This window comes from Alteraurantiacibacter aestuarii (genome assembly GCF_009827405.1).
In the GTDB taxonomy this organism is placed as follows: Bacteria; Pseudomonadota; Alphaproteobacteria; order Sphingomonadales; family Sphingomonadaceae; genus Alteraurantiacibacter; species Alteraurantiacibacter aestuarii.
Genome location: NZ_WTYY01000001.1, coordinates 310,345 through 335,385 on the forward strand (window position 1 = coordinate 310,345; position 25,041 = coordinate 335,385).

Sequence of the window (25,041 nt, forward strand, 5' to 3'; positions counted from 1 at the left end):
GCATGTCACAGCCTCTGGCTCAGGTCTTGAGCCTTCAAGGTTCAGGCGATTTCGCTGGAGCGGGCAATCGCGCTGATCCCGCGCTTGCCATTGCTGCGGTCCAGCTGGACGATCACGTCGATCACGCTGGCGGCATAGGCGATGGTGTCGCTGCGGGTCAGGCCGATACCGGTCTGCATCACCATCAGGCTCAGCTGTTCCAGCGCGCCGCGCAGGCTGTTGGCGTGAATGGTGGAGAAACTGCCGGGATGGCCGGTGTTGATGGCGCGCAGGAAGGATACGCTCTCCGCGCCGCGCAATTCGCCCAGGACGATGCGGTCCGGGCGCAGGCGCAGGGCCGATTGCAGCAGTTCGTTGGCGGTCACCTTGGCCTCACCCAGTTCGCCCTTCACGGCCACCAGTCCCACGCCATTGGCGCCCGGCAGCTTGAGCTCGGGCGTGTCTTCCACCAGCACCACGCGCTCTTCACGCGGGATTTCGCCCAGCATGGCGTTGAGGAAAGTGGTCTTGCCGGTGCTGGTGCCGCCGGAGATCAAAATGGTCTTTCGCGCGGCAATGGCGGCGCGCAGGAAGGCGATCGGCTGCTCCACGGGATCGGGCATGTCATGCTCGGCCTGCTGGTGCAGCGGCCCCGCATCATAGGCATCCAGCGGCAGGTCCAGCCGGCGGTGACGACGGATCGCCATCGCCCAGTGCTTGCGCGTGGCGGGCGGACCGCAAAACTGCACGCGCGCGCCGTCGGGAAGCGTGGCCCCCAGCAATGGATGCTCGCGGTTGATACCCTGGTGGCTGACGCGCGCGACCTGTTCGGCCAGACGCTGCACCAGCTTGTCATCCACCTGCGGTGCTTCCACGCGCTGCATGCCGGGGCGCGCGGCATCTTCCACCCAGATCTCTCCGGGCCGGTTGACCAGAATTTCAGTCACCGTGTCACGGTCCAGCCATTCACGGAACGGTGCCAGATAGGCGTCGAGATAGACAGAGCCGCTGGCCACAAGCGGCTCAGCGGGTGCAGCGCCGCCGTCCTGTGCAACCGGCGCAGTGCCTTCCGACATCTCACCCAATTTGTGTATCCTGGCGCTCATGACTGGTGTCAGACCTGCGGTGCCTGGCTGAAATCCAGATCGCGCGCGGTGAACACGCGGATCGGTTCACCCTGCCGCACGCGCACCGTGGGCGGGCGCTGGCCGTCCTGCTGGAGCGCGGTCGAGGCGGCGCTCTCTCCGCCGCCAAGAACTATCGAAGCGCCGCCGCCGGCAATGGTGGTCAGCCCGCTGATGACAGACAGCAACATGGCGGACCCAAAGCGGGAGAAGAAGTGGCTGTTGACGTCGCCCGCAAGGCCGGTGGTGCCGTCAAAGCCGGTGGCCGGGCTGGCAAGGTTGACCGAAACGCCATCGGGCCGGATCAGCCGGGTCCAGATGACATAGGCGCGCTTTTGCCCGGCTTGCAGGCCGGACTGATACTGGCCGACAAGGCGGCTGGAGCGCGGCACGAGGATGCGGCTGCCATCGAAGCTGCGCACGTCCTGGCTCACCACCGCGCGGACATAGCCGGGCACATCGGTATCGATGGCGGTTTCCAGAATGGCCGGGATCATCGTGCCCTGCGTCACCGTGGTGGCGGGGTTCACATCGCTGCGCGCCATTGCCGGTCCGCCGCCAACGCCGCCGATCCGGGCGGCGAAATCGCCAGCCGAGCCGGAGCCGGGAATCGTGCCGCCCTCACCAGTTGCGGATATTGCTGCTTCTGCCAGCGCGGACACATTGCTGGGAGCGACACCGGCATCGAACACCAGAGTGGGCGAGGAATAGGGATTGATGGCGGGCTGGTAACCTTCCAGCGGCGGCTGCGCCAGCACGGGCGCGGGACCGACGCCGACCTGTGCCTGCTCCGATCCGGCATTGGCGCTGGGCAGGCTGGTGATATCGGTCGCCGGCGCGGGCACGATGGCGGCAGCAGGCTGCGCAGCGGCGGGTGCAGCGGCTTCACCGCCGTCATTCATGCGGCTGGCATAGAAACCGTAAAATGTCGCGCCACCGATCAGCGCTACAATGGCGACACCGGCGGCAAGGGTCAGCGCATCGGACTTGCCCCTGCGGTTGGCCACTACGGGATAGGATGTGCGGCTGGCGAGATCGATCACCTCGGCAGAGGCATCCTCACGCGGGTCCGTATCGCGGGGCGCATTCTTTTCGGGCAAGCGCATTGCAAGCTTCATCGGATTTCCTCCACGTCTTCCGTTCAGGCCCCGGCGAGGGCGGCTGATGCGCCCCCACGGGTCTGAACCGGACCATTGTTTACCAGCCGGGCATAGGCTTCACCCGATCGCAGGATGATTTCTGTGGGCACCAGGTCGAGCACGATCACATCGCCGCGCACGACGAAATTGACCGGGCCTTCGGTGCCCTGCGCATCCTTCACCAGAATGGCGGGCATCGCCTCACCCACCGGCCAGGCGAGGAATGTCGCCTCACCATTGTCATAGATCTGCTCGGGCAGCAGCGCGCTCGCGCCCTCGCCCGACCAGGCGAAGTTCAGCGTGGCAGGGTCCAGCACGGCCAGATCATCATGGGCGGCGGCCATTTCGGTCGCATTGGCGCTTTCGGGCACACTGCCCTCTGCCAGTTCCACGTCTTCTTCCGGCAGCATTTCCTCCGGATAGGTGAAGGTCATCACATACAGCGGATTGCGATGGTTGGGGCTGGCCACCAGATCGAACAGATAGACGCGGGCGTTGGTCACCACGGTCATGTTGGTGGTCGCGCGTTCGGCCAGTGGCTTCACGAACAGCAGGTTGGCATTGCGGCTGGGGGTCACCTGCCACTTCTGCGAATCGCCGATGGCAACGTTCTGGATCATCTCGTCTTCGCCAAAGCGAATGGTGGCCTGAACATTGGTGCGGCCTTCCACGCGGACAACTTCACCGGGATCGTAAAGCCGGTCAACCAGACGCGGGTCCTGCTGGGCTGCGGCAGGCAGCGACAGGGTGCAGGTGGCAAACAGGGCCGCGGCAATAAGGGCGCGGGTCATTTCACAATTTCTCCGTTGAACGAACAGGCGCTGATTTGAAGCGGCTGCCAATGCCGCGTGCGCGCGAGACAGAACCGGGCTTGTCACCCTGACTGCCCGCTGAAGCGGCGGTGGATATGATCTTCGTCTCTCGCGATACGCTGTGCGTGCCGCCGGTATCATTGGCTGCCAGCGGGGCGGAGGCGGTGACGCGAATGTCACGCGCCGGGGCGGCGGATGTGGCAATGGCCATCCGCTCACGCGCGGCGGTGCTGGCGATCGCCGTTGCCGGGGCGCGATCAGCAGAAAAGCCGCGTCCGCGCGCCTCATCATTGCGGTCTGCCTTGACCAGTCCGAACACGCTCCAGCCGCTGACCATGGTGGTGGCAACCTTCATCACCATGAACATCAGCGCCAGGTGGACCGCGCCGATCATGAAGAAGGCCATCGCCGGACGCACATCGATCTTGCCCGGCGTGGACATCAGCGAGGCAAGCACGGGCGTGGCCAGTTCCAGCATCAGCGAACCGGACAGCACGGCGAACAGCGGTGCCATCGCCATCATCACCACCGCCTTCAGCCAGCCGGTGAACAGGCCGCGCGTGCCGTTGAACAGCGCCATCACGATGAAGATCGGCCCCAGTGCCAGCAGCACGGCCAGCGCGATCTTGCAGGTGGCAAGAACGCCGACGGTGCCCAGCAGCAGCATGGTTCCGCCCGACCACAACAGGCCCGGGGGGGAGAAGATCGAGGTGGTCTCGCTCATCGCATCGCCGCCCGATGCTTCCATCAGGGAGAACATCACCACGTCCAGCTTGTCGGCAAAAATGGTGGTGGCGGAGCCATCGGTGCCCATCAATGCCCCGGCGATTTCATCGGGACCACCCACAGCCAGGTTCCAGAACACCGACTGGAAAGCGATCCAGCTGGTGGCAAAGGTGATCACCAGCACCAGCGTGATCAGCCGCGGGGCGAGCGAGGACAGGCCAATCCGCAGCCGCCCGGTAATCAGCCCATAGCCAAGGAAAGCGACGAAGATCGTCAGCAGCACCTGCAACGGCAGCAGGAATGCACCGTCAGGGCCGAAGATGCGGCTGAAGGCAGCCTGCGACATCTCGCTGGCGGCGCAGTCAATCGCGCGCAGCGATGCGCCGATGCCTGCGCCCACGCCATCCAGCGCAGACTGGCATTGTGCCGGATTGATCGCAGCCGGTGTCATTCGGCGGCTTCCCAGGCATCCAGTTCACTGTCCTGCGCATCGCCCTTGCCCGAACCGGGCCAGCGGCGATTGGTCAACGCGGGATACCACTGTGCGGGATCATCCCCCACGGCTTCTCGCAGCAGGTCGAGCCGGCGCACGGTGCTTTCGCGGCCGGAAAGAATGGTCAGCACTTCGGGCGCGTTCGACAGGTCGAGCCGCACCACAACGCTGGCATCGGGCTGGCGGACCAGGAAGCAGCGGCTGTGCGCGGGCAGGCTCTTGATCAGCGACAACTCATGCTCGGTCAGGCCAAAGCCTTCGCAGTAATCCTCCGCCCGGGCGCGGGCATTGGGCATGAAGATCATCGTCGCGGTCTGTTCCACCAGCGCGGTGGAAATGCGGCTGTCCAGCGCATCGCGCGCGGACTGCGTGGCAAAGCCGACCAGAGCATTGCGCTTGCGCAGCGTTTTCAGCCAGTCGCGAATGCGGGCGGCAAAGACCTCATCATCCAGCGCCTTCCAGCCCTCATCGATCAGGATCATCGTGGGATGGCCATCCAGCCGCTCATCAATGCGGTGAAACAGATACATCATACACGGCGTGCGCAGCTTGGGATTGTCCAGCAGCGCGGTCATGTCGAAACCCATGACCCGGGTGGACAGGTCCAGCTTGTCGACTTCATTATCGAACAGCCAGCCAAATTCGCCATCTTCTATCCAGGCGGACAGGCGGTCTGCCAGATCGCCAGCTTGCGGACGGCGGGAACCGGACACCAGTTCCTTGAAATGACGCAGACGGCGCAGAGAGGCATCATTGGCATAGGCGGCATCCACCGCCTGGGCGATGGTCTGCAATTCTTCCGGGCCTTGCGCGCTGAGCAACACGCCCAGCCAGTCACGCAGGAAGGCGCGGTTGACGGGCGTATCCGCCATCGCCAGCGGGTTGAAGCCGGTCGGCTCCCCCGAACGCACGCGGTCATAAGTGCCGCCAATGCCGCGAATGAACAGCTCGGCACCGCGATCCTTGTCGAACAGGATCGTACGCGGGCTGAACTTCTGCGCCTGCGCGGCGAGGAAATTCATCACTACGGTTTTGCCCGAACCCGACGGGCCGATGACGCTGAAATTGCCCAGATCGCCATTGTGGAAGTTGAAGAAGAACGGCGTGGAGCTGGTGGTTTGCAGCAGCGTGACCGCATCGCCCCAGTGATTGCCCTCGGCCTGTCCCAGCGCAAAGCCGTGGAGCGAGCCAAAGCTGGCCATATTGGCGGTGGAGATCATGGCGCGCCGCACCAGATAGCTCTCATTACCGGGGAACTGGCCCCAGAAAACCGGCTCCAGATTGGTGTCCTCACGCACTGCGATCGCGCCGGTATCGGCCAGCGCCGCAGCGACAGAGGCGGTGGCATCGTCCAGCCGCTGAAGATCGCGCTCACGCACCTGAACTGACAGGTGGTGATCGCCGAAAGCGACCGATCCCGCGCCCAGCTCGTCGCGTGCGGCCAGCATGTCATTGCGCTCTGCCTGGGCTTCCTCATCGGCGGAGCGCAGGCGGCGCAGCGCCAGGTCTATCCGTTCGCGCGCGGTCTGGCGTTCCTGCGGGGCGAAGCTTTCGGTCACCACCATTTCATACGGCAGGCGCAGCATGGCATCGAGCAGGCCGGGGCTGGTGGCGTCAGGATAATCCTTGAGGCTGAGCATGGCCGAGAAGTCGGTACCCGAAGCGCCGCGCAGTTCCATCGCATCCAGGCCAAAGCTGGCCCGGCGATAGGGCAGCATATTGCCGATATCGGTGCCATCGTCAGGGCGGCGCACGGGGCGCATTTCGCCATTGTAGAGTGCGGACAGCAGTTCCAGCAGTTCATTATTCGCATGGCCGCTGGGGCCGGTGTAATCGCCCAGCGGCTGCGCGCCATAGTCACCCAGCGATGCGGCCAGCGCCTGCAATGCTGCGCGGAGCGAGCGCAGGTCACGCGGGTCGACCTCTTCCGCCTCGGTCGCCTTGCCCTTGACCATGCGGGACAATTTCTCACCCCAGCCGGCCTTGCCGCGCGCCGGGCGGCGCACCAGCGTGATGAACTGGTCATTCACGAACAGCGATCCGCTGGACAGGCGTTCCCGCCAGCGGGCATCGATATGGGCCGAAAGCGGATCATCGAAACTGGCTTCCAGCTCCACCGTCACGCGGCGGCGGATGACGTGGTGATGGAGAACGAAACGCGCATCCAGATTGCTGCGCAGCATCACTTCGCGGGTGGAAGCGTGGGCGTTGAGCGCGTCTGTATCTTCGGTTTCGAACAGCAGGCCGGGCACCTGCAAGGCGCCCATCAGTGAGCCATCGCGCAGCAGCAGGGTCTGCGCGTCGACCAGCTGCGCATAGGGCAGACGGTCACCCGCCTGCGCCTCCTTGGCGCTCCATGCTGCGGCTCCGAGCCACTTGGTTGTCATCGTCTAGCTCCCTGCCGCAAATCGCGGCGGTTCAATTGGTGCACCCTCACGGGGCGTAGCTGTTGCAGCCCCAGCGCTTGTAATTGCGCACGCGCGGGCATTTGGAGACCTTGGTGATCCACAGGTCGAAAATCCGCGGTTCGCGCAGGCAGGCGAAATAGCCGACTGCATGCATCACGAACGGGATCGGCAGGATCCACAGGCTCTTGAGGATCAGGAATGCCTCCGTCGTCACCAGCGCATTGATCACGAAATAATTGAATGTGACCCCGGCAAACATCTGCGGGCGGGTCAGCGCGCGGTGCACCGGTTGGCGGGACAGCTGCACCGGATCAGCCTGCCGCGCTCTGGATGCCGGCAACGATGCTGGCGGCGCCAAAGATGATGAAACAGCCGATGATCACGGTTGCGCCAAAGCGCCAGTTCATCCGCCCGGTCAGCATCATGAAGCCCACGGCGGCCACCGCCATCACCGCCACGGCGGTGGCGACGGAGCCGAGCAGCGTGCCCTGCATCCAGAACAGTGCGGCATTGATCGGGCCAGACCCGGCGGGGTCCTGCGCCTGGGCGGCGGCGGGAACGAGCAGGGCGGCAAAAGCGGCAAGACGGCTAAGCAAACGCATGTCTATTGGGAACTCCGGGAATGGTCGGACAGGCGGCCCATGATCGAAGTGACATAGGCCTGAGTTTCACGAATACGGGGAATGCCACCGGCGCGGATCACGCGGCCAGGTCCGGCATTATAAGCGGCAAGGGCGCGCTCCAGATCACCGTCAAAGCGATCCAGCTGTTCACGCAGGTAACGCGCGCCGCCTTCAAGGTTGGCAACCGGATCATCGGCATTGACGCCAAGATCGCGCGCCGTGCCCGGCATCAGCTGCGCCAGGCCGCGCGCACCGGCGGGCGAAACGGCGTTTTCACGCCAGCGGCTCTCCTGCCACACAACCGCTTCGATCAGCGCCGGGCTGAGATCGTAGCGGGCGGACAGATTGGCCACCACGGCGGAATAACGTTCAGGAATTGCGCCGGAATTGCGCACTGTATCGGCAACCGCATGTTCGGGCACCAGCCGCGCCTGCGCCGGAGCTTCAACCGCTTCGATCGCGCCGCCTGCCTGCAGGCCGGTCTGGACAATCTGCACGGCGGGGCCGGAAAGCCAGCGCGCCTCTCCCTCTGCGCCCACTTCCAGCACGTCTGCGCAGGCCGGGCTTGCGTAAAGCGCAACCGGAGCCAGCAGGGCGGCATAAAGAGCACGATGCAGAATCACTAAAAAGGGGCCTCCAAGCGCAGTCATGTGCTTACAACAAATGACAGCGGCATGACAGTGGCCCAAGCAAAATGGCCCGGCGGCATCATGCCACCAGGCCATTGTGTGGTTGCTCGTGCACTCATCTGTGCGCTCACCCCTGCCGGTATTTCGCCAGCGGGCCGCTCCACGTGAGCGGGCCTGTTTCCGGACCTTATATATATGGCGCCATAAATAGCGGCCTTGCACCCGCTCAGTTGAGGGCGAGGTTCTCGCTGGTCAGATCGCGCAGGGCCTGACGTGCGGCGCGGCGGGAATCCACCCAGCTGCCGTCTGCCAGTTCCAGTTCGTAACGGACATCGCTTTCCATCGCGGCGCGATAGCATTGCTCGGCCCGGTCGGCCTGGCCCAGTTCGGCATAGGCACTGCCCAGATTGATCAGCAGAGCCGGATCATTGGGCATCTGTGCGCGCAGGGCTTCCAGATCGTGCACCGCCTGCGAGGCATTGCCACCTGCGAGCGTTTCAAAAGCGACATCATTCGTCTCGGTGCCGGCAGGCGAACCGATGATTGCCAGCGAACTTGCTTGGGTCATGAGCAGGGCGCCCATTGCCAGTGTGGCCAACATTGCCATTCTCCCTTTGTCTTTATCTGAAGCGATAATGGAACGAGAAATCTGCTTTCGCAACGAAACTGTAACATTGTCATCAAAGTGCAATATTTGGCGATGGTGCAGCGTTTTCGCATGGTTGGTCCAGCGGACTCCCCATTGCCACACAACTGTCATCAACTTTGTTTGCTGAAACTGCCAGATTACCGTCACACAGACCGCAAACTGTCACAAGCCACCCCTAGCGAGCGATTCGCGACATCGAATTCGCATCTTCTGATTCTCGGTTTTTTGAGGGGACCGCTCGCTGTGACTCACATTTCTCGTTCGCTTGTTCTTGGCTGCTCTATCCTGGCGCTTTCCGCCTGCGGCCCTGAAGGCATCGCTTCGCCCGGCACCGGTGGCAATGTGACCATCAACGAAGGCGACAACATCGTAAATAACCCGGCGCCCACGCCGACACCCACGCCCACTCCCACCCAGACGCTGGTGACCCCGGCCAATGGCTGCCCGACGATCTCCGATTCGCAGGGCCTGACCGATGAAGGCACCATCACCGGCCCCGAAGGCACATGGCGCGTTTGCGCACTGCCGGCCGTGGTGCAGGCATCGTCCACCCTGACACAGGTTCCCGGTCTGCTGTATCGCCTGCCGGGCCGTGTTGACGTTGGCGTGGACGGTGGTCCGGCCAATGTCGGCAATGACACCAACGTGACGCTGACCGTTCAGCCTGGCGTGATCATCTATTCCAGCGGTTCAGCCTTCCTGAACGTGACGCGTGGCAACAAGATCAACGCCAATGGCACTGCCGCCAAGCCGATCATCATGACCAGCCGCGACAACGTGCTGGGCCTGAACAACGCCAACTCGTCGGGTCAGTGGGGCGGTCTCGTCCTGTCGGGCCGCGCCAAGGTTACCGATTGCTTCCAGCCGCTGGCCACACCCGGCACGCTTGATTGCGAACGCCGCGTTGAAGGCGCATCGCCGAACACGTTCTTTGGCGGCATCACCAACAACGACAATTCCGGTTCGGTCAGCTACATGCAGATCCGCTATTCGGGCTTCGTGCTTTCGGGCGATGACGAACTTCAGTCGCTGACCACCGGCGGCGTGGGTTCGGGCACGACCCTGCACCACATCCAGTCGGTCAACTCTTCGGACGATGGCGTCGAATTCTTCGGCGGTAACGTCAACATCAAGAACCTGATCATCGCCGGTGCGGAAGATGACGGCCTCGACTCTGACACCGGTGTGAAGCTGAACATGCAGTTTGTTCTGGTTGCCCAGCGTCCGGGCGTGGGTGACACCGCGATCGAAGCTGACTCCAACAACGGCCTGTATCAGCAGACCCCGCGCCAGAACACGAAGCTGGTCAACGCCACGCTGATCCAGCGCAATGCCCGCGATCAGGTCGTCCGCATCCGCGGCGGTACCGATTATGGCATCTTCAACTCGGTGATCATCGATCAGGGTTCAACGGCCACGCCTTGTATCCGCATCGATCAGGCTGAAACGGCTGCCCTGACCAATCCGGGCGGCGATGAAGCCGGTCCTCCGGTGTTCCAGTCGGTTGCGCTGCAGTGCGCCACCAACTTCCGCAATGGCAGCGACGGTGGCCCCACGGCTGCCGAAGCTGAAGCCATCTTCGATGCTGGCACTGGCAACAACAAGGCATTCGTCAACACGCTGGTCGCCAATTACCTGAACGGCGACAACGAGAACAACTTCACGCCGCTGTTCAACGTAACCGGCCTGTCGGACTTCTTCGTTGCCTCCACCTTCCTTGGTGCGGTGTCTGCGACTGACAACTGGACACAGGGCTGGACCTGCGATTCGCTGGCCATCACCTTCGGTGGAAACACCGGATCGTGCTCGGCTCTGCCGGTCTTCAACTAAGATGACGACAGCGGGGGGTGTGACCGGTCCAGCAAGGGCCGGTGCATCTCCCGCTTACGTCTTGTGCCGGGCCCTGCGAGGCCCACGATTTTTATGGATCGACTCATGAGGGAGTCCCAGATCATGACCACTGGCAAGCAGCTGGCGGGGCTGCTTTTGCTCACCACCGCGCTCACATTTCCGGGCGCGGCCCTGGCTCAGGATGCCGATACGGCTCCGGCTGACGAATTGCTCGACACCGTTGAGGGGGTTGATCCACAGGACGATTACGAAGAGCCGGATATTTCCATTCCCGGCGGTACCGACCGGATCATCGTGACCGGACGCATCAATCGCGATCCCACGCAGACTTCCACCCAGGTGGTCAGCGTGCTTTCGACCGAACAGATCGCGCGGACGGGTGAAGGCGATATCGCAGGCGCGCTTGGCCGGGTTACCGGCCTTTCTGTGCAGGGTCAGGGCTTTGTCTATGTCCGCGGCCTGGGTGATCGCTATTCGCTGGCGCTGCTCAACGGCCTGCCGCTGCCATCGCCGCAGCCGCTCAGCCGCGTGGTTCCGCTGGACATCTTCCCCACCAACATCATCGCTTCCTCGCTGGTGCAGAAGACCTATTCCGCCAACTTCCCCGGTGAATTCGGCGGCGGTGTGATCAACCTGACCACGCGCGCCATTCCCGATGAGACATTCGTTACCGTCAGCGGCAGTGTCAGCGGCGATACGGAGACGACGTTCTTCAACGGCCTGTCCTATTACGGCTCCAAGACCGATTGGTCGGGATTCGACAACGGCACGCGCGATGCGTCTCCGGCCCTGCAGGCGTTCTTCGATACTGGCGCCCGCCTCACTGATGCCAATGTCAACCAGCAGGCGATTGCGCGCGACCTGGGCGATCCCAACCTGATCGTGCTGCAGACGCTGGGCAATGTTCCGGCCAACTGGTCCGGCGGCATCACCGCCGGCACGGCGACCGATGTGTTTGACGATGGCCGCCTGGGCGTGATCGCCACCGTATCACTCAGCAACAAATGGCGTACGCGCGATATCACTTCGCAATCGGTTCTGGCTGACTTCACGCTGGACCAGGATTTCAACGATCTGGTGACCGACAACCGCATGCTGTTCAACGCCCTGCTGGGCTTTGGGCTGGAAGTGGGCGACCATGTGATCCGCTGGACCAATCTGTTCATCCGCGACACGGTGAAGCAGTCGCGCCTGTCACAGGGCACAGACTTCCAGGACGATGACGATATCCAGCAGCAGCAGACCGCCTGGTACGAACGGCAGCTGCTCGATTCGCAGCTTGTTGCCGAGCTGGAATTTGGTGATCTGGGTGTGGATCTGCGCGGCGGCTATGCCCAGACGCAGCGTGAAGCGCCGTATGAATACACCTTCACCTATGTTCGAGACAACACTTCGGCCACGCTGGGCGATCAGTTCATCAACGTGCTCGATCGCCAGAATGGCGATGCCAATGTGGTGTTCTCCAACCTGAAGGAACAGCTGTGGTTCGGCGGCATCGATGTCAGCTATCCGGTGCTGGACTTTGCCACGGCCACCATCGGCTATGCCTATAGCGATACGGATCGCTATTCGGAGCGCCGGCAGTTCCTGTTCACGGCGCCATCGGATTTTCCCGATGGTGTAGGCCTGCTGCGGCCTGACCTGTTGCTGGGCGATGCGATCATCGATGCCTTCAACATCGGCCTGATCGAATCGACGCAGTCCGATCCGGCCTTCCAGGCAGCGCTGGAAGTGCAGGCTGGTTACGGCAAGCTCAGCATCGAACCGACGCTGGGCGTGGTGCTGGACGTGGGCGTGCGTTACGAAGATGCCACCCAGACGGTCGATCCCGCAGAAGTGTTCGCAACGCCGACCATTTCGACAAGCACAACTGCGCTTTCGAACAGCTACTGGCTGCCGGCGGCAACGCTGACCATCGAACCGATCGACAGCCTGCAACTGCGTGCCAGTGCCTCGCGCACCATCGCCCGCCCGCAATTTCGCGAGCTGATCTTCCAGGCGTTCTACGATCCGGAAACAAACCGCCAGTACGTGGGTAACCCGCTGCTGACGGACAGCGAGCTGACCAACTACGAAGTGCGCGGCGAATATTACTTCGGCGGCGGTGACAGGGTTTCGATTGCGGGCTTCTACAAGAACCTCAAGAGCCCGATTGAAGCCTTCTCCAGCTTCTCCGACAACGATCAGATTACCAGCTTCGCCAACGCGCCGCGGGCCACGCTCTATGGTGCCGAAGTGGACCTGCAATATACCTTCGACCTGTATGACATGGGCGGCTTCTTCGAAACCAAGGAGCTGGTCGTCTTTACCAACTATACCTACACCCAGTCGAATATTTCGGTGAAGGCGGGTGACACTACCCAGCTGTTCCCCGGCGGGACAACGGCAGCGTCCAACCTGTTCCTGGACGGCTTGCCGCTGACCGGCCAGTCGGACCATCTGGCCAATTTCCAGGTCAGCCTGGAAGATACCGACCGCTTGCAGCAGTTCACCGTCCTGCTGAACTACGCCAGCGAGCGCGTGACCAGCCGCGGCACTGCCGGACTGCCCGATATCGTGGAAAATCCCGGCATGACGGTCGATCTGGTGTTCCGCCAGGGCATTCCGCTGTTCGGCACCGATACGGAGCTGAAATTGCAGGCCCGCAACATCTTCGGGCGCGGCAATCATGAGTACCAGACCAACGGAACCCAGCAGATCGAGATCAACAGCTACGATGTCGGAACCGAGCTTTCGGCATCGCTCTCGGTCACGTTCTGATAGCGGCGCACCGGGCTGGCAGTTGCCGGCCCGGTAGCCACTCTTTGGCACAATATTACCGGCACAATAACAAAGGCCCCAACCGCAAGGCTGGGGCCTTATGTTATGTCCGGCAGTTATATTGCAGTTGGGGAGCGCTCATACTCGACAGATATCAGACCCCGTAAAACTCAGGCCAGATCGAGGACGTAGCCCTTGCCGTGAACGGTGCGCAGCAAATGCCCGGCGTTGACCTCTCGCAGGCCAAAGCGCAGCCGCTTGATCCACACATCCACCGTGCGCAGATATTCCGGATCGCCAGCTTTCCCCAGCGCATCGACCAGTTCCTGCCGGGTGAGGATGCGGTTGGGATTTTCGGCCATGAAGCGCAGCACCCGAAATTCGTTGGGACGCAATGGAATCTGGGACTTCTTCCAGCGCGCCTGCTCCCCCGCCACGTTGATGTGCAATTCGCCAAGGTCCAGCACCTGGCCCGCACCCGGCCTTCCGCCCGATGAATGGAGCGCCAGAACGCGGTCGAGCATGCTCTTGCGGTCCAGCGGGCCGATTGCATAATCATCCGCCCCGGCCTTTAGCGCGCGGCGCCGGTCATCGGCATCATCGGCTTCCAGCACAATGGTGACATGGGCATCGTTCAGCCGGTGATCGGCCCGCAGGCGGCGACACATTTCCAGACCCGAAAGGTCTTCCATCACCCAGTCGACAAAAGCCCAGACCGGGCCCTCGACCAGTTTCTGCGGCCCCTGTGACGTTAACAGACCAAATACGAATTCGGTTTCCCCATTGGAGAATGAATCGAAACGCGCGGCGTTTTCATCGGTGGTGACAATACTCACCCGGTTCATTGCAAGATCCCTCAGCCTGATAGGCAGGACCTGCCACCGGGATGTGACTCAGATATGACGATTTCAGCGCTGGGCGGGGCCAATTGTTGATTGGCCTGTTTTCGTCCTGGCACCGTGCAGTCTCCGGCGTGCGAGGACGCGGGAAATTCATGCCCGAACGACTTGCCATGTTTATGGCATGACCGGCACGTGATAGCTGCCATAGATGGGGCAGGCACAAATCTGCCTGTGGGATGGGGATCACATGCTATGGCGCTGCACTGGCGCAAGGACTGGCCGCAACTGCTCTTCGCCATATTGGTGTTGCAGGCGCTGTACTGGCTGTTTCTGACACCTGTCTTCGATCCGCAGACGCGCCCGCTGGAGCGCATTCTCCCCATTGCCTATGAAGTTGCCACACTGGCCTCACCCGATTGGGATGCGGTGGAGGCCGCGCAGTTCGAGGCCACCGATGTTCCGTGGGAGGATTGCTGCGAGGAAGGCTACCGCGCGTTCCGCGTGATATTCGAACTGGATACAGTGCCGCGCGAAGGCATTGGCGAAGTCCCCGTTGTCGGCGCGGACAATTATCAGGCGTGGATCAACGGATCGCTGCATTACGGGGCCGGGCGGATGGTGCTGCCCGATCTGACCTATCACGGGCGGGCCTATCGCGGGATACACCGTTTGCCCGCTGGTGTGCTGAATGTCGGCCGCAATGAAATCACCTATATCCTTGCCAGCCATGAAGGGACCGGCGGCTTCCTGGTCGCCGAGCCTACGCTGGGCGAATATGACCAGGTGGTGGCGACCTTCAATCTGCGGCGCTTCCTGCTCAATGATTACCTGCAGATATGTACGGTGGTGGGCTTTCTTGTCGCGCTGCTGGCCTTTGTCGCCTGGGCACGTAGCGGACGGCAGGGTTACCTGTTCTGGCTGGGCATGCTGTCTTTCAGCTGGGCCGGGATGCTGTTCCACGAAGACTGGGCCGATCCGCCGATTGGCGGGCGCTTGTTCATGAATGCGGTTGTGCCTTTGGGGGTGATGATCCCCGCGGCATGGGTGAATCTGTCCAACAACTGGGCGGGGCGGCCGTTGCGCTTTGTCCTGCCGCTGTCGATGGCTGGCTGGCTGTTGTGCATCGCCATATTCCTGATCGGCAATTTCCTCGATCCGCAGAACGATGCGGGACCGATGGCGCTGTGGGCATTCAGCGGCGCGATGGCCGTGCTTTTTGCCGGTCTGATCCTGTGGAAGATGAACTGGATTGCGCGCGACCGGTTCTGGGAAGCGGCGATTTTCCTGCTGCTGGCGGTGATGTCGCTGCGCGATTACATCGGCCGTATCTTCGATCTCAATATCGGCACGCAGACCGATTATGCCCTGCCGTTCCTGCTGGTTGCGCTGGCCGCCAGCTTTCTGTCGCGCAATATCCGCCTGTTCCGATCGGCGGAGGAGATCAACGCGCTGTTGCAGGTCCAGCTGGATGAGCGGACGGCGGAACTGGCGGTGGCGCATGATCGTGAGAAAATCCTGCTGTCGCAGCAGGCGCATCAGGATGAACGCCGGCGGATCATGGCCGATATGCATGACGGGCTGGGTTCCCAGCTGATGTCCATGCTGCTGTCCGCCCGGCGCGGCAATGCCGATCCCGCGCAATACGCCACCGGCCTGCAGTCTGCCATCGACGAGATGCGGCTGATGATCGATTCGATGGATTCGGTGGGCGAATCGCTCGCCGCCGCGCTGGTGCTGTTTCGCGAACGGGCGCAGGCCCGCGTGCTGGATGCAGGCTTTGCCTTTGACTGGCAGCAGGAACCATCGGCGCCATTGCCGCAGCTGCCACCGCGCGCGGTATTGCAGGTGTTCCGCATCCTGCAGGAAGCTGTCACCAATGCGCTCAAGCATTCCAGCGGAGACTCGATCAGCGTGCATGTCAGCGCCGCCCAAATCACCATCAGTGACAATGGCGATGCCCTGGGCAAGGTGCGAACCGGCGGGCGCGGGCTGGACAACATGGCCGCCCGGGCGGGTTCCATCGGCGGTATTTTCGAACTTGAACGGGTTGGTGAGATGACTGTGGCGCGGCTGCAATTGCCCGGCGATGATGAAGGGGCAGACACGGCGTGACCATCAGCCGCATAGCAATCCTGGACGATGATCCGGCCATTCGCGAACATCTGACAGAGATCGTGACCTCCTGCCCTGAATATGACCTTGCAGGCTCTGCGCCCACCATCGCCCGTGCGCGCGATCTGGTGGTGCGCAAGCAGCCGGATCTGGTGCTGGTCGATGTCGGCCTGCCCGATGGCAGCGGAGTGGACTTCATCGGCTTCGTCAAACAGCAGAGCCGGGCAAGGGTGCTGATGATCACCAGTTTTGGCGACCGGGAAACCGTGGTCAGCGCACTGGAGGCAGGGGCGGATGGCTATCTGCTCAAGGATTCCAGCCCGGCGGTGATCCTGGACGGAATTGCCGCAACGCTGGCTGGCGGCGCACCGATCAGCCCGTCGGCAGCGTCCTACCTGCTTGAACGATTGCAGGGCGATGTGCCCCAGCGTGCCCAGCCGGACAATCCCGATGCAGCACCGCTGACGGCGCGCGAGGTGGAATTGCTCCAGCTGTTCGCGCGCGGCATGAGTTACAAGGAAGCCGCCCGGGCGCTGGACATATCACCGCTGACCGTGGGCAATCACGTCAAGTCGATCTACCGCAAGCTGGCGGTCCACTCGCGCGGGGAGGCGGTATTTGCCGCCGTGCGTCAGGGCCAGTTGAAAATGGGCTGATCGCCTTTGCTCAGGCGCAAAAAAATGGCCCGGAATGGGGTTTCCGGGCCAGTTGGAACAGGGGTCGACTAAAAGACAAGACGGATCAATTAAGGCTGCGAAGATCGGAAACGCAGTCTCCAAGGTTTCGCCATCCGAACAAAGTCAGGTAACCTGCTTCCTTCAGACTCTTGCACACCACAGGTGGCGCTGTGCGGACAATGCTCATGCATTCCCCAAGGCTGGAGTAGAGTTCTGAATCAACCAGAACCCTGCACAAAGCCACATCGTCATTGCCTGCGGCATGGACCGAAACAGGCATGGCGATGTTGCACGAGGCGGCCAGCGCAATACCGGCCGTAAAGGCAATTGCCTTCTTCATTGGACTACTCCCTTGGTTGGCGATCCCCGCCTTGAAGCTGGCAAGGATCGCCGCCTGTATGCCGCCGCCCCTGATGCTCCGAAACGCCATAGGCATGGCATGGGAAGGTGCCGGCATGGCAGGGGCCGGCTCCCCGCCCATTGCCCTCAAATAGATGAATTACGGGTAGAATTGCGCGCGCAACCATGCCAAGCGGCGGCGAGTTCGCAGGCAGCGGCAAGTGCGCCTGTCGCACCGGGCCCCTTGGCTGCCAGGAGATTCCAGTGACCGACAAGAATGCCCCGATCCTTGTTACCGGCGCCGCCGGACTGGTGGGGCAGAACCTGTGCCTGCGCCTGCACGAGGCGGGATATTCCAACATCGTCGGCATCGACAAGCATCCGCACAACACGAATATTCTGCGCGAGCGGCAGCCGTGGGTGCGGGTGATAGAGGCCGATCTGGCCGAGCCGGGCGACTGGCAGCGCGAGGTTGCCCTGGCACATACGCTGGTGCTCAATCAGGCGCAGATCGGCGGACTGGACTGGACCGATTTTGAGCGCAACAACATCACCGCAACGCGCAATATCCTCGACGCAATCGACCGCGAAAACCCGCCATTCATCGTCCATATCTCGTCATCGGTGGTGAACAGCGAGGCGGACGATTTCTACACCAGGTCAAAGTCCGCGCAGGAGGATATGGTCCTGGCCAGCGGACTGCCGCTGTGCGTGCTGCGACCCACGCTGATGTTCGGCTGGTTTGACCGCAAGCATCTGGGCTGGCTGCGGCGGCTGATGGACAAGGTGCCGGTATTTCCCATCCCATCGCACGGCCGCTACATCCGCCAGCCATTATATGCCGGGGATTTCTGCCGCGTCATCATGGGCTGCATCCAGCAGCGTCCCGCAGGGGCCGTGCTCGATATCTCCGGCCATGAGAAGATCGCCTATGTCGACCTGATCCGCACCATCAAGCAGGAGACGGGCGCCCGGGCGCGGATCGTGCATATTCCCTATTGGGCATTCTGGCTTTCGCTATGGGCGGCGGAATTGGTAAGCCGCAACCCTCCCTTCACCACCCGCCAGCTGGAAGCGCTGGTGATCCCGGAGGAATTCCCGGTCGTGGACTGGCCGGGCATGTTCGACATTCAGCCGACCGGATTCCGCGATGCCGTGCGCGAGACTTTCACCCATCCCGCCCACTCCAAGACGCTGCTGGAATTCTGAGCCATGACCCCCGCCACGGATGACATCCACGACCTTGTCGTGATCGGCGCGGGTGCGATGGGGCTGGCGGCTGCATGGCGCGCGGCGAACAACGGCATTGGCTGCTTGGTGCTTGAAGCGGGGCCGGTTGCGGGCGGGATGGCGGCGCATTTCGACTTCGGCGGAATTTCGCTCGAGCGCTACTACCACTTCATCTGCCAGAGCGATCATGACACTTTCGCGCTGCTGGAGGAGCTGGGCCTGGCGGACACTCTGGTGTGGAAGCGCACCACGATGGGCTATTTCGATCACGGAAAAGTGCACGACTGGGGCAATCCGCTGGCGCTGCTCAAATATCCGCACCTCGGGCCGATAGAAAAGCTGCGCTATGGCCTGCTGGCATGGTGGTGCACCAAACGGCCCAACTGGGACGGGGCAGAACACATGACCGCGCCCGAATGGCTGAAGGAATGGCTAGGGCAATCCGGCTATGACAAGATGTGGCACCGCCTGCTGCACCAGAAATTCTTCCAGTATACGGACGTCATCAGCGCCACCTGGATCGGCACCCGCATCAGCCGGATCGGCCGATCCCGCAAGAGCCTGATGGAGGAGCGGCTGGGCCATCTGGAGGGCGGGACGCAGACACTGGTCGATGCGCTGGTCGCCGGCATCACGCAGGCTGGCAGCGAAGTGCGCTGCAGCGCGCCCGTGGCCGCAGTGACGGTGGCAGAGAATGACCTCAAGCGCGTGGAACTGGGTAATGGCGAAGTGCTGCTGGCGCGGGAAGTGATCTCGACCGTGCCCACGCCAGTGGCTGACAGGATCTTTCCCGGCCTGTCGCCCGATGAGCATGCAAAGCTGGCGGCGATCGAGAATATTGGCGTGATATGCCTGGTCTACCGCCTGAAAAAGCCGGTCACCGGGCATTTCTGGGTCAACATCATGGACAAGGCGCATCCCATTCCCGGTCTGATCGAGTTCAGCGCCCTGCGCGATTTCGGCGGCGACACGATCATTTATGCCCCCTATTACATGCCGCATGACAATGAGCGCTGGGACTATAGCGACGAGGCGTTGCTGGATGACGCATTCGCTGCCATCAAGGCGGTCAATCCGCAGATTGGCGAGGGTGACGTGATCGACCGCAATGCCAGTCGCCTGAAATATTCGCAGCCGATCTGTACCCCCAATTTCCTCGACAAGCTGCCGCCTGTCGAAACCAGCCTGCCCGGAGTGCAGATTGCCGACACATCCTACTACTACCCGGAAGACCGCGGCATTTCCGAAAGTGTCGGCCTGGGTGCACGGCTGGCCGAAACGGCGATGAAGCGGCTTGGCAATGGTTGAGCGGGAGCCAGACGGTCCGGTCCGAGCCGGAGATGCGCCTGCCTCGCGCCGCTCGTTGTCGGAATGGATCGGCCTGTTCCTTTCCGGCCAGTTCGCCCGCTTCCTGATGGCGGGCGGGACCTCGGCGCTGGCGAACTGGCTCTCGCGCATCGCCCTGACGCCGATCACCGGATATATCGCCGCGCTGTTCCTCGCCTATGCCATCGGCATTGCGACCGCTTTCGTGCTCAATGAACGCTATGTTTTCGCCCGGTCATCTACCAGGCGGCATCAGCAGGTCATCTATTTCGTGGGTTTCAACCTGTGCATGATGCCGGTGGTGATCACAATTTCCTGGGCCCTGTCGGAAACGCTTTTCCCGCGCATCGGCATGACCTTTTTCCCGCGCGAGATTGCCCATGCGATTGCCGTCGCTTCGCCGGTGCCGATCAGCTTTCTGATGCACAAGTTTTTCACTTTCAAGGGCGCGTAATGTCTGAACTCAGCAAGCTTTATCAGTTTCGTTTCAAGGAAGCCGACCGCGTCGGCAAGATCGCCATCTGGAAAACCATTTGCGACTATTACCTGCAGGACAAGATTGGCCACGACAAGGTCGTGCTGGACCTCGCCAGCGGATATGGCGAGTTTTCGCAGAACATTTCTGCCAGCCGCCAGATCGCGGTCGATCTCAACCCCGATGCGCGGGCCATGCTTCCCGAACATGTGGAATTTCACAATCTTTCGGCGACGCAGTTCAGCAGCGCAGTGGGGGAAAATTCGGTCGATGTGGTGTTCACCTCCAACTTCCTCGAACATCTCCTGACCAAGCCCGATCTGGACCTTGTTTTTGCCGAGGTCCTGAAGGTACTCAAGCCAGGCGGCAGGTTCGTGGTGCTGGGACCAAATATCAAATATGTCGGCCAGGATTACTGGGATTTCTACGATCACTACCTGCCGTTGTCGCATCTCTCGCTTGAAGAAGGGCTGATCCAGTCCGGCTTCGAGGTGGCGGAGATCATTCCCCGGTTCCTCCCCTATTCGACGCGCTCTGCCCTGCCGCAGACATCATTGCTGATTGCCGCCTATCTCAAACTGCCTTTCGCCTGGAAATTCCTGGGCAAGCAGTTCCTGATTACTGGCCGCAAGCCTGACTGAGGGGATACAGGCGCTGTGACTGGCAGGAGTGACACCGGCATTGTGCGGCTCCTCGCCGTCGCCCTGGCGCCGCGGCCTGCGTGGATAGGTCTGGCGGTGCTGGCTGTCTCTGTCATCCTTGCGCTGCTCTGGATGGCACTGGACTCCGCGCCCGCGTGCGAGCGCTTCCTGCAATTCATCGCGCTGATGCAGGACAATTACTGGCCGTTCATGATCGGCCTGTTTGTCTTTTGCAGCCTGTTGTTCCTCACCGTTATTCCGCTGGGCACCACGGTGGTCCTGCTGGCCGGTTACTTCTTTGGCGTGGAAGCTGGCCTGGTCCAGTTTGCCGGCCTTGTGCTGGCCAGTATAATCCTGTTCGAAGCATCGCACGGCTCGGACCCGGCACAGCTGGAGCAGGCGCTGGCACCGTGGCGCAGGCTCTCCCGCTTCGCCCGGCTGGCGCGCCAGTACGGGCTGGTCTTCTGCATAGTGATGCGCGTGGCTCCGGTGATCCCAAGCGCCGTCGCCTCGCTGGGGGCGAGCTATTTCGGGATCGGGCGCAGGCAGTTTTATGCAGGCATCGTGCTGGCCGGGTGGGTCCGGCCATTGTTCTTCGCCTGGGCCGGATCACAGGCCGCCAACCTTCCCGTGTGCACCTGACCAGAGGGTTAGTGCATCTGGCCGGGGCGGGTCAGAGCTTGGTCTTGTGGAAGATCGGCACGGGCAGGGACCGCACAATCAGCATGATCCAGCGCCAGAAGAAGGGCGCGTAAAGGCTGTTGCGGCGCGCGGTCGCGGCCTTGTCTGCAAGGGTCGCGATCTTGTCCGGCGTGGCCCACATCGGGCCGCCCTTGCCTTCGATATGGTCGGTCATCGGCGTATCGATGAAGCCCGGCTTGACCAGCGTCACGCTGATTTCGGGATTGCCGGCGAAACGGTGAGACATGCCTTGCGCGATGCGTTCAAGTGCCGCCTTGCTGGCACCGTAGAGGTAATTGGACTGACGCCCCCGATCGCCTGCAACCGATCCCATGATCACCAGCCGGCCCGATCCGGCCTGCTCGAAACCGGCGGCAAATCCTTCGGCCCACAGCGCTGCCGAGACAAGGTTGACGTTGAACAGGCGGACCAGTTCCTGCGCCGATGATTGCTGCGCCTTCTGGTCACCCAGAACCCCGTAAGCGATCAGCGCCAGCGAGACCGGACCCTGGCCGCGCACCTGTTCCAGCAATTGCGGCACCTGCGCCGGATCGCCGATTTCGCCCGCCACGATCTGCACATCCACGGCGCCGCGCGCGGTCACATCGGCGGCGATCCGCTCAAGCGCCGGTCTGTCGCGCCCGGCCAGCACCAGAGAGACCGGGCCAGATTGCAGCAGGCGGCGGCAATAGGCGTGGGCCACGGCGGAAGTGGCACCGATGATGGCGACGCGCGGAATGGTCTGTTCGGTCACGAATTGGCCCCTTGTTCTTGCGTTACCCGGCGCCAGAACGAAGACGAGAACGCCGGATCGCGCGCCTCCTCCAGCTCACGCCAGCGTGGATAGGATTGCTGATAGAATGCGGCGGCCATGCGTCCGTCCTTGGCCGGATAGATGCGCCCGCCGTGGCGTGCCACGCACTGGTCAAGCTGGTCCAGCAGGCGCAAGGTGCGCTCTCCCTTATTGGCGAAATCGAGCGCCAGCGAGACGCCTTCGCGGCAGAATGACATGACCCCCGGAGACGTCTCCGGGCCGTGAACCTTGAGCACGGCAAGGAACGATCCCTGCCCCGCCTGCTCGACGATTTCGAGCATTTCGCGAATGCCCTTGCGGGCTTCATCGGGCGGGATCAGGCATTGGTGCTGGTAGAAGCCGGAGGGTCCGTAGAGCTTGTTCCATCCATCGATCGCATCGAGCGGATAGAAGAACGGATCGTAATGCTGGCGACCTGCAAAGCGCGCGCCGGGGCGCATCCGGTACAGCCGGTTGAACGCCGTGATGGAGGCCTTGTTGAGGACGAATGCCGGCATGGTCATCGGCATCGACAGGCCCTTGTCGCCATGCGGTTCCAGCGCTCCATCGTCGAGCACCCGCCCGCGCGAGAATATGCCGCGCCCCACTGCCTTGCCCTTTGCGAAACAATCGACCCACATGACGGTATAGGGCCAGTCGGCACTGTCGTGGCTGAGTGTGAAGAACTCGTCGAGACTGGTGCAGGCCATGTTCTCGACAGTCAGGAAGGCAGAACCAATCGGCTTGAGCTGCAGTTCGACCCATTCGATCAGGCCGGTCAGGCCCAGTCCGCCAATGGTCAGCGCGAACATTTCACCGTTCTGCTCGCGCGAGCAGGTCAGCCGCGTACCATCGGATCGCAGCAGGCCCAGCGCCCGGACATGCGCGCCGAAGCTGCCTGCCTGATGATGGTTCTTGCCATGCACGTCATTGGCCACCGCGCCGCCCAAAGTAACGAACTTGGTGCCCGGTGTCACCGCGACGAAATAGCCCCGCTGCACGCTCACCTTGTGCAACATCGCAAGGCTCAGTCCGGCCTCGGCGCGCACGATGCCGGTGTTCCAGTCTGCGTGGATCAGCGCATCGAGCCGGGGCGTCTGCAGCACCGTGCCGCCCTCGTTCAGGGCCACATCGCCATAGGAGCGGCCAAGGCCGAAGGGGATGACACTGCGCTGCGCGTCCACCACCCGCGCCAGTCCCTCACGCGCGAGCAGTTCGGGAGAAAGGACGTATCTGTCCTGCTGGAAGCGGTGCGCGCGGCCCCAGCTCAGAAGCTCGCCAGTCACACCGGTCTCAGGGTTGTGGCAGTCATCGAATCTCGCACTTTCCTGTCATCAAGAACTGGCCTGTCATCAAGAACCGCTCTGTCATCAAGACCTGACCCATCATCGGGCATTGCGCTGCGCAGCTTGAGCACAATTACCAGCTCCTGTCAGTAACCGGGCCAATGTCAGTTACCGGCATCCTGTGCAGATTCGATGTAAATCCACGAATTCCGGTTGCAGTGGACGCGAAAGCCATACCCGCCCTCTGGCGGCGGAGCTTCGGTGCATTGCGCGCTGTCGAGCTGGTAATTGCCGATGGCCAGAGTCCAGTCGCCGCTGAGCCTGTCGATCACCACCGGATCGCCTGTTCCGTCAAATGCCAGGATCTCCGCCATGCTCGTGCAATCCTGGCAATCCGCCATTCGTGCTGCGCCGCCGAGCAGGCCGAGGGCAAAAACACCCGGCGCAATCCAGCGCAATGCCTGTGCCCAGCGCGTTCCGGGCCGGATCGTCAGATAGACGATGGCGCACACCACGGTCGAAAAATAATAGCGCGGCTCAAGCGGAAAGTCGTGATGGCGCACGCTGGCAAAGGACAGGACATTGATGCCCACCAGACAGACTGCGAAGGCCGACAAGACCGGATCGCGGCGGTGCAATGCGGCCCAGAAAAAGCCGCCGATGGACACAACCAGTGACGCCATCCAGATGAGCTTGTTCGGGGACAGGGGCAGCGATCCGCCGCTGAAATCCACCACCGGATCGGCAGCAGTGAACAGCCCCGCGACATTGAGCGCCAGATTGGTCACGATCTGCGCAATGTCTCCGCGATCGTTCAGCGGATCGCGCAGCACGATCGCCAGAACCAGCACGATGGCAAAGGCGACATAGGGTGCGGCCTTGCGCGGCTGTTGCCAGATATAGAGCGCAAAGATCGGCACCGCGCAGATCGTCAGCGGAGAAAACGCCGCCAGGAACGCCACCACAATCAGTTCGGTGATGGTGGCGGATCGCCGCTCGATACACAGTATGGCGCCAAGCACGATCAGGGCGACCACGGCGGTCCATTGCGAGAAAGCGATGAGCGTCAGATAGGTGCGGTCGAGCAGGAAGACATAGGCCGCCACTAGCAGCGCCGCATGGGGATTGCCGCAAAGCCGCCTGAGATAGGCCAGCAGAAGAATGAACAGCGCGACCGAAAAGGCAGGGTATAGCAGCGCCTGCACCGGCAGCGGGAAGATCCCTGCCGCCTCGCTGAAAAGCTCTATGCTCGCCGGAATATAGCCGACGTAATAATGCAGCACCGGCAAATCGGTATAGTTCACGCGGTGCAGGAAGACCGAGGCATCCTCGAACAGCAGCGGACCTTGAAATGCCGAGAAAAGCGCCATGACCAGGCAGCTGCAAACGACCAGGGCGGGTCCATATCGTTCGGCAGTCGACAACGCTTTGTGCATGACGGTCAAA

At 62.3% G+C, this 25,041-nt stretch carries 23 protein-coding genes; 9 read left to right on the forward strand and 14 right to left on the reverse strand.

Going from position 1 to position 25,041, the window contains the following annotated elements; genetic code table 11:
• Nucleotides 1-41 precede the first annotated feature (41 nt).
• From virB11 to GRI32_RS01510, 9 genes are all read right to left on the reverse strand, one after another.
• On the reverse strand, nt 42-1,085 hold the full coding sequence (gene virB11 / locus GRI32_RS01470; protein ID WP_202385886.1) for a P-type DNA transfer ATPase VirB11: 1,044 nt from the start codon (nt 1,083-1,085) through the stop codon (nt 42-44).
• Between the two features lie 8 nt (nt 1,086-1,093).
• Nucleotides 1,094-2,221 carry a TrbI/VirB10 family protein gene (locus tag GRI32_RS01475; protein WP_237437307.1) on the reverse strand — a complete coding sequence of 376 codons (1,128 nt, stop codon included), beginning with the start codon at nt 2,219-2,221 and terminating at the stop codon, nt 1,094-1,096.
• A 23-nt stretch (nt 2,222-2,244) separates the two neighbouring features.
• On the reverse strand, nt 2,245-3,033 hold the full coding sequence (locus GRI32_RS01480; protein WP_160589351.1) for a TrbG/VirB9 family P-type conjugative transfer protein: 789 nt from the start codon (nt 3,031-3,033) through the stop codon (nt 2,245-2,247).
• A 1-nt stretch (nt 3,034) separates the two neighbouring features.
• Nucleotides 3,035-4,231 (reverse strand): TrbL/VirB6 family protein, encoded by a 1,197-nt coding sequence (locus GRI32_RS01485; protein WP_160589352.1) that lies wholly within the window; start codon nt 4,229-4,231, stop codon nt 3,035-3,037.
• Nucleotides 4,228-6,660 (reverse strand): VirB4 family type IV secretion/conjugal transfer ATPase, encoded by a 2,433-nt coding sequence (locus GRI32_RS01490; protein WP_160589353.1) that lies wholly within the window; start codon nt 6,658-6,660, stop codon nt 4,228-4,230. Before GRI32_RS01490 ends, GRI32_RS01485 begins: the two co-directional genes overlap by 4 nt.
• Before the next feature lie 46 nt (nt 6,661-6,706).
• Nucleotides 6,707-6,988: a VirB3 family type IV secretion system protein gene (locus GRI32_RS01495; RefSeq protein WP_160589354.1), complete on the reverse strand. Its 282-nt coding sequence runs from the start codon at nt 6,986-6,988 to the stop codon at nt 6,707-6,709.
• Between the two features lie 4 nt (nt 6,989-6,992).
• Nucleotides 6,993-7,283 (reverse strand): TrbC/VirB2 family protein, encoded by a 291-nt coding sequence (locus GRI32_RS01500; RefSeq protein WP_202385887.1) that lies wholly within the window; start codon nt 7,281-7,283, stop codon nt 6,993-6,995.
• Nucleotides 7,284-7,285: 2 nt separating this feature from the next.
• Nucleotides 7,286-7,921, reverse strand: a complete 636-nt coding sequence (locus tag GRI32_RS01505; RefSeq protein WP_237437340.1) for a lytic transglycosylase domain-containing protein — start codon at nt 7,919-7,921, stop codon at nt 7,286-7,288.
• Between the two features lie 238 nt (nt 7,922-8,159).
• Nucleotides 8,160-8,501, reverse strand: a complete 342-nt coding sequence (locus GRI32_RS01510) for a tetratricopeptide repeat protein (protein WP_237437308.1) — start codon at nt 8,499-8,501, stop codon at nt 8,160-8,162.
• Between the two features lie 324 nt (nt 8,502-8,825).
• Here GRI32_RS01510 and GRI32_RS01515 point away from each other — a divergent pair, with 324 nt between their 5' ends.
• Both GRI32_RS01515 and GRI32_RS01520 read left to right on the forward strand, forming a co-directional pair.
• Nucleotides 8,826-10,412: a hypothetical protein gene (locus tag GRI32_RS01515; RefSeq protein ID WP_160589356.1), complete on the forward strand. Its 1,587-nt coding sequence runs from the start codon at nt 8,826-8,828 to the stop codon at nt 10,410-10,412.
• A 123-nt stretch (nt 10,413-10,535) separates the two neighbouring features.
• Nucleotides 10,536-13,193: a TonB-dependent receptor domain-containing protein gene (locus GRI32_RS01520; RefSeq protein ID WP_160589568.1), complete on the forward strand. Its 2,658-nt coding sequence runs from the start codon at nt 10,536-10,538 to the stop codon at nt 13,191-13,193.
• Between the two features lie 170 nt (nt 13,194-13,363).
• On the opposite strand, the gene GRI32_RS10885 is transcribed toward GRI32_RS01520, so the two are convergent.
• Nucleotides 13,364-14,038, reverse strand: coding sequence for a response regulator transcription factor (locus GRI32_RS10885; RefSeq protein ID WP_160589357.1), 675 nt, complete (start codon nt 14,036-14,038; stop codon nt 13,364-13,366).
• Nucleotides 14,039-14,287: 249 nt separating this feature from the next.
• Here GRI32_RS10885 and GRI32_RS01530 point away from each other — a divergent pair, with 249 nt between their 5' ends.
• Nucleotides 14,288-16,147, forward strand: a complete 1,860-nt coding sequence (locus GRI32_RS01530) for a sensor histidine kinase (RefSeq protein WP_160589358.1) — start codon at nt 14,288-14,290, stop codon at nt 16,145-16,147.
• Nucleotides 16,144-16,803: a response regulator gene (locus GRI32_RS01535; protein ID WP_202385889.1), complete on the forward strand. Its 660-nt coding sequence runs from the start codon at nt 16,144-16,146 to the stop codon at nt 16,801-16,803. Before GRI32_RS01530 ends, GRI32_RS01535 begins: the two co-directional genes overlap by 4 nt.
• Nucleotides 16,804-16,888: 85 nt before the next feature.
• Here the strand turns inward: GRI32_RS01535 and GRI32_RS01540 are convergent, their stop codons facing one another.
• Nucleotides 16,889-17,281: a hypothetical protein gene (locus tag GRI32_RS01540; RefSeq protein ID WP_160589359.1), complete on the reverse strand. Its 393-nt coding sequence runs from the start codon at nt 17,279-17,281 to the stop codon at nt 16,889-16,891.
• 146 nt (nt 17,282-17,427) lie between these two features.
• Here GRI32_RS01540 and GRI32_RS01545 point away from each other — a divergent pair, with 146 nt between their 5' ends.
• The 5 genes from GRI32_RS01545 (at nt 17,428) to GRI32_RS01565 (ending at nt 21,477) form a co-directional block, all read left to right on the forward strand.
• Complete coding sequence (locus tag GRI32_RS01545; protein WP_337190127.1) at nt 17,428-18,372, forward strand: NAD-dependent epimerase/dehydratase family protein; 945 nt, start codon at nt 17,428-17,430, stop codon at nt 18,370-18,372.
• Between the two features lie 3 nt (nt 18,373-18,375).
• Nucleotides 18,376-19,701: an NAD(P)/FAD-dependent oxidoreductase gene (locus GRI32_RS01550; RefSeq protein WP_202385890.1), complete on the forward strand. Its 1,326-nt coding sequence runs from the start codon at nt 18,376-18,378 to the stop codon at nt 19,699-19,701.
• Between the two features lie 55 nt (nt 19,702-19,756).
• Entirely contained in the window at nt 19,757-20,173 is a 417-nt protein-coding gene (locus GRI32_RS01555) for a GtrA family protein (protein ID WP_160589361.1), read from the forward strand.
• A complete protein-coding gene (locus GRI32_RS01560) occupies nt 20,173-20,835 on the forward strand; it encodes a class I SAM-dependent methyltransferase (RefSeq protein WP_160589362.1) in 663 nt (220 codons plus the stop codon). The genes GRI32_RS01555 and GRI32_RS01560 overlap by 1 nt, the downstream gene beginning before the upstream one ends.
• 132 nt (nt 20,836-20,967) lie before the next feature.
• Nucleotides 20,968-21,477, forward strand: coding sequence for a VTT domain-containing protein (locus tag GRI32_RS01565; protein ID WP_160589363.1), 510 nt, complete (start codon nt 20,968-20,970; stop codon nt 21,475-21,477).
• Nucleotides 21,478-21,508: 31 nt separating this feature from the next.
• On the opposite strand, the gene GRI32_RS01570 is transcribed toward GRI32_RS01565, so the two are convergent.
• The 3 genes from GRI32_RS01570 to GRI32_RS01580 form a co-directional block, all read right to left on the reverse strand.
• Nucleotides 21,509-22,270: an SDR family NAD(P)-dependent oxidoreductase gene (locus GRI32_RS01570; protein ID WP_160589364.1), complete on the reverse strand. Its 762-nt coding sequence runs from the start codon at nt 22,268-22,270 to the stop codon at nt 21,509-21,511.
• Complete coding sequence (locus GRI32_RS01575; protein ID WP_202385891.1) at nt 22,267-23,595, reverse strand: FAD-binding protein; 1,329 nt, start codon at nt 23,593-23,595, stop codon at nt 22,267-22,269. Before GRI32_RS01575 ends, GRI32_RS01570 begins: the two co-directional genes overlap by 4 nt.
• A gap of 164 nt (nt 23,596-23,759) precedes the next feature.
• Nucleotides 23,760-24,965: a hypothetical protein gene (locus tag GRI32_RS01580; protein WP_160589365.1), complete on the reverse strand. Its 1,206-nt coding sequence runs from the start codon at nt 24,963-24,965 to the stop codon at nt 23,760-23,762.
• Between the last annotated feature and the right edge of the window lie 76 nt (nt 24,966-25,041).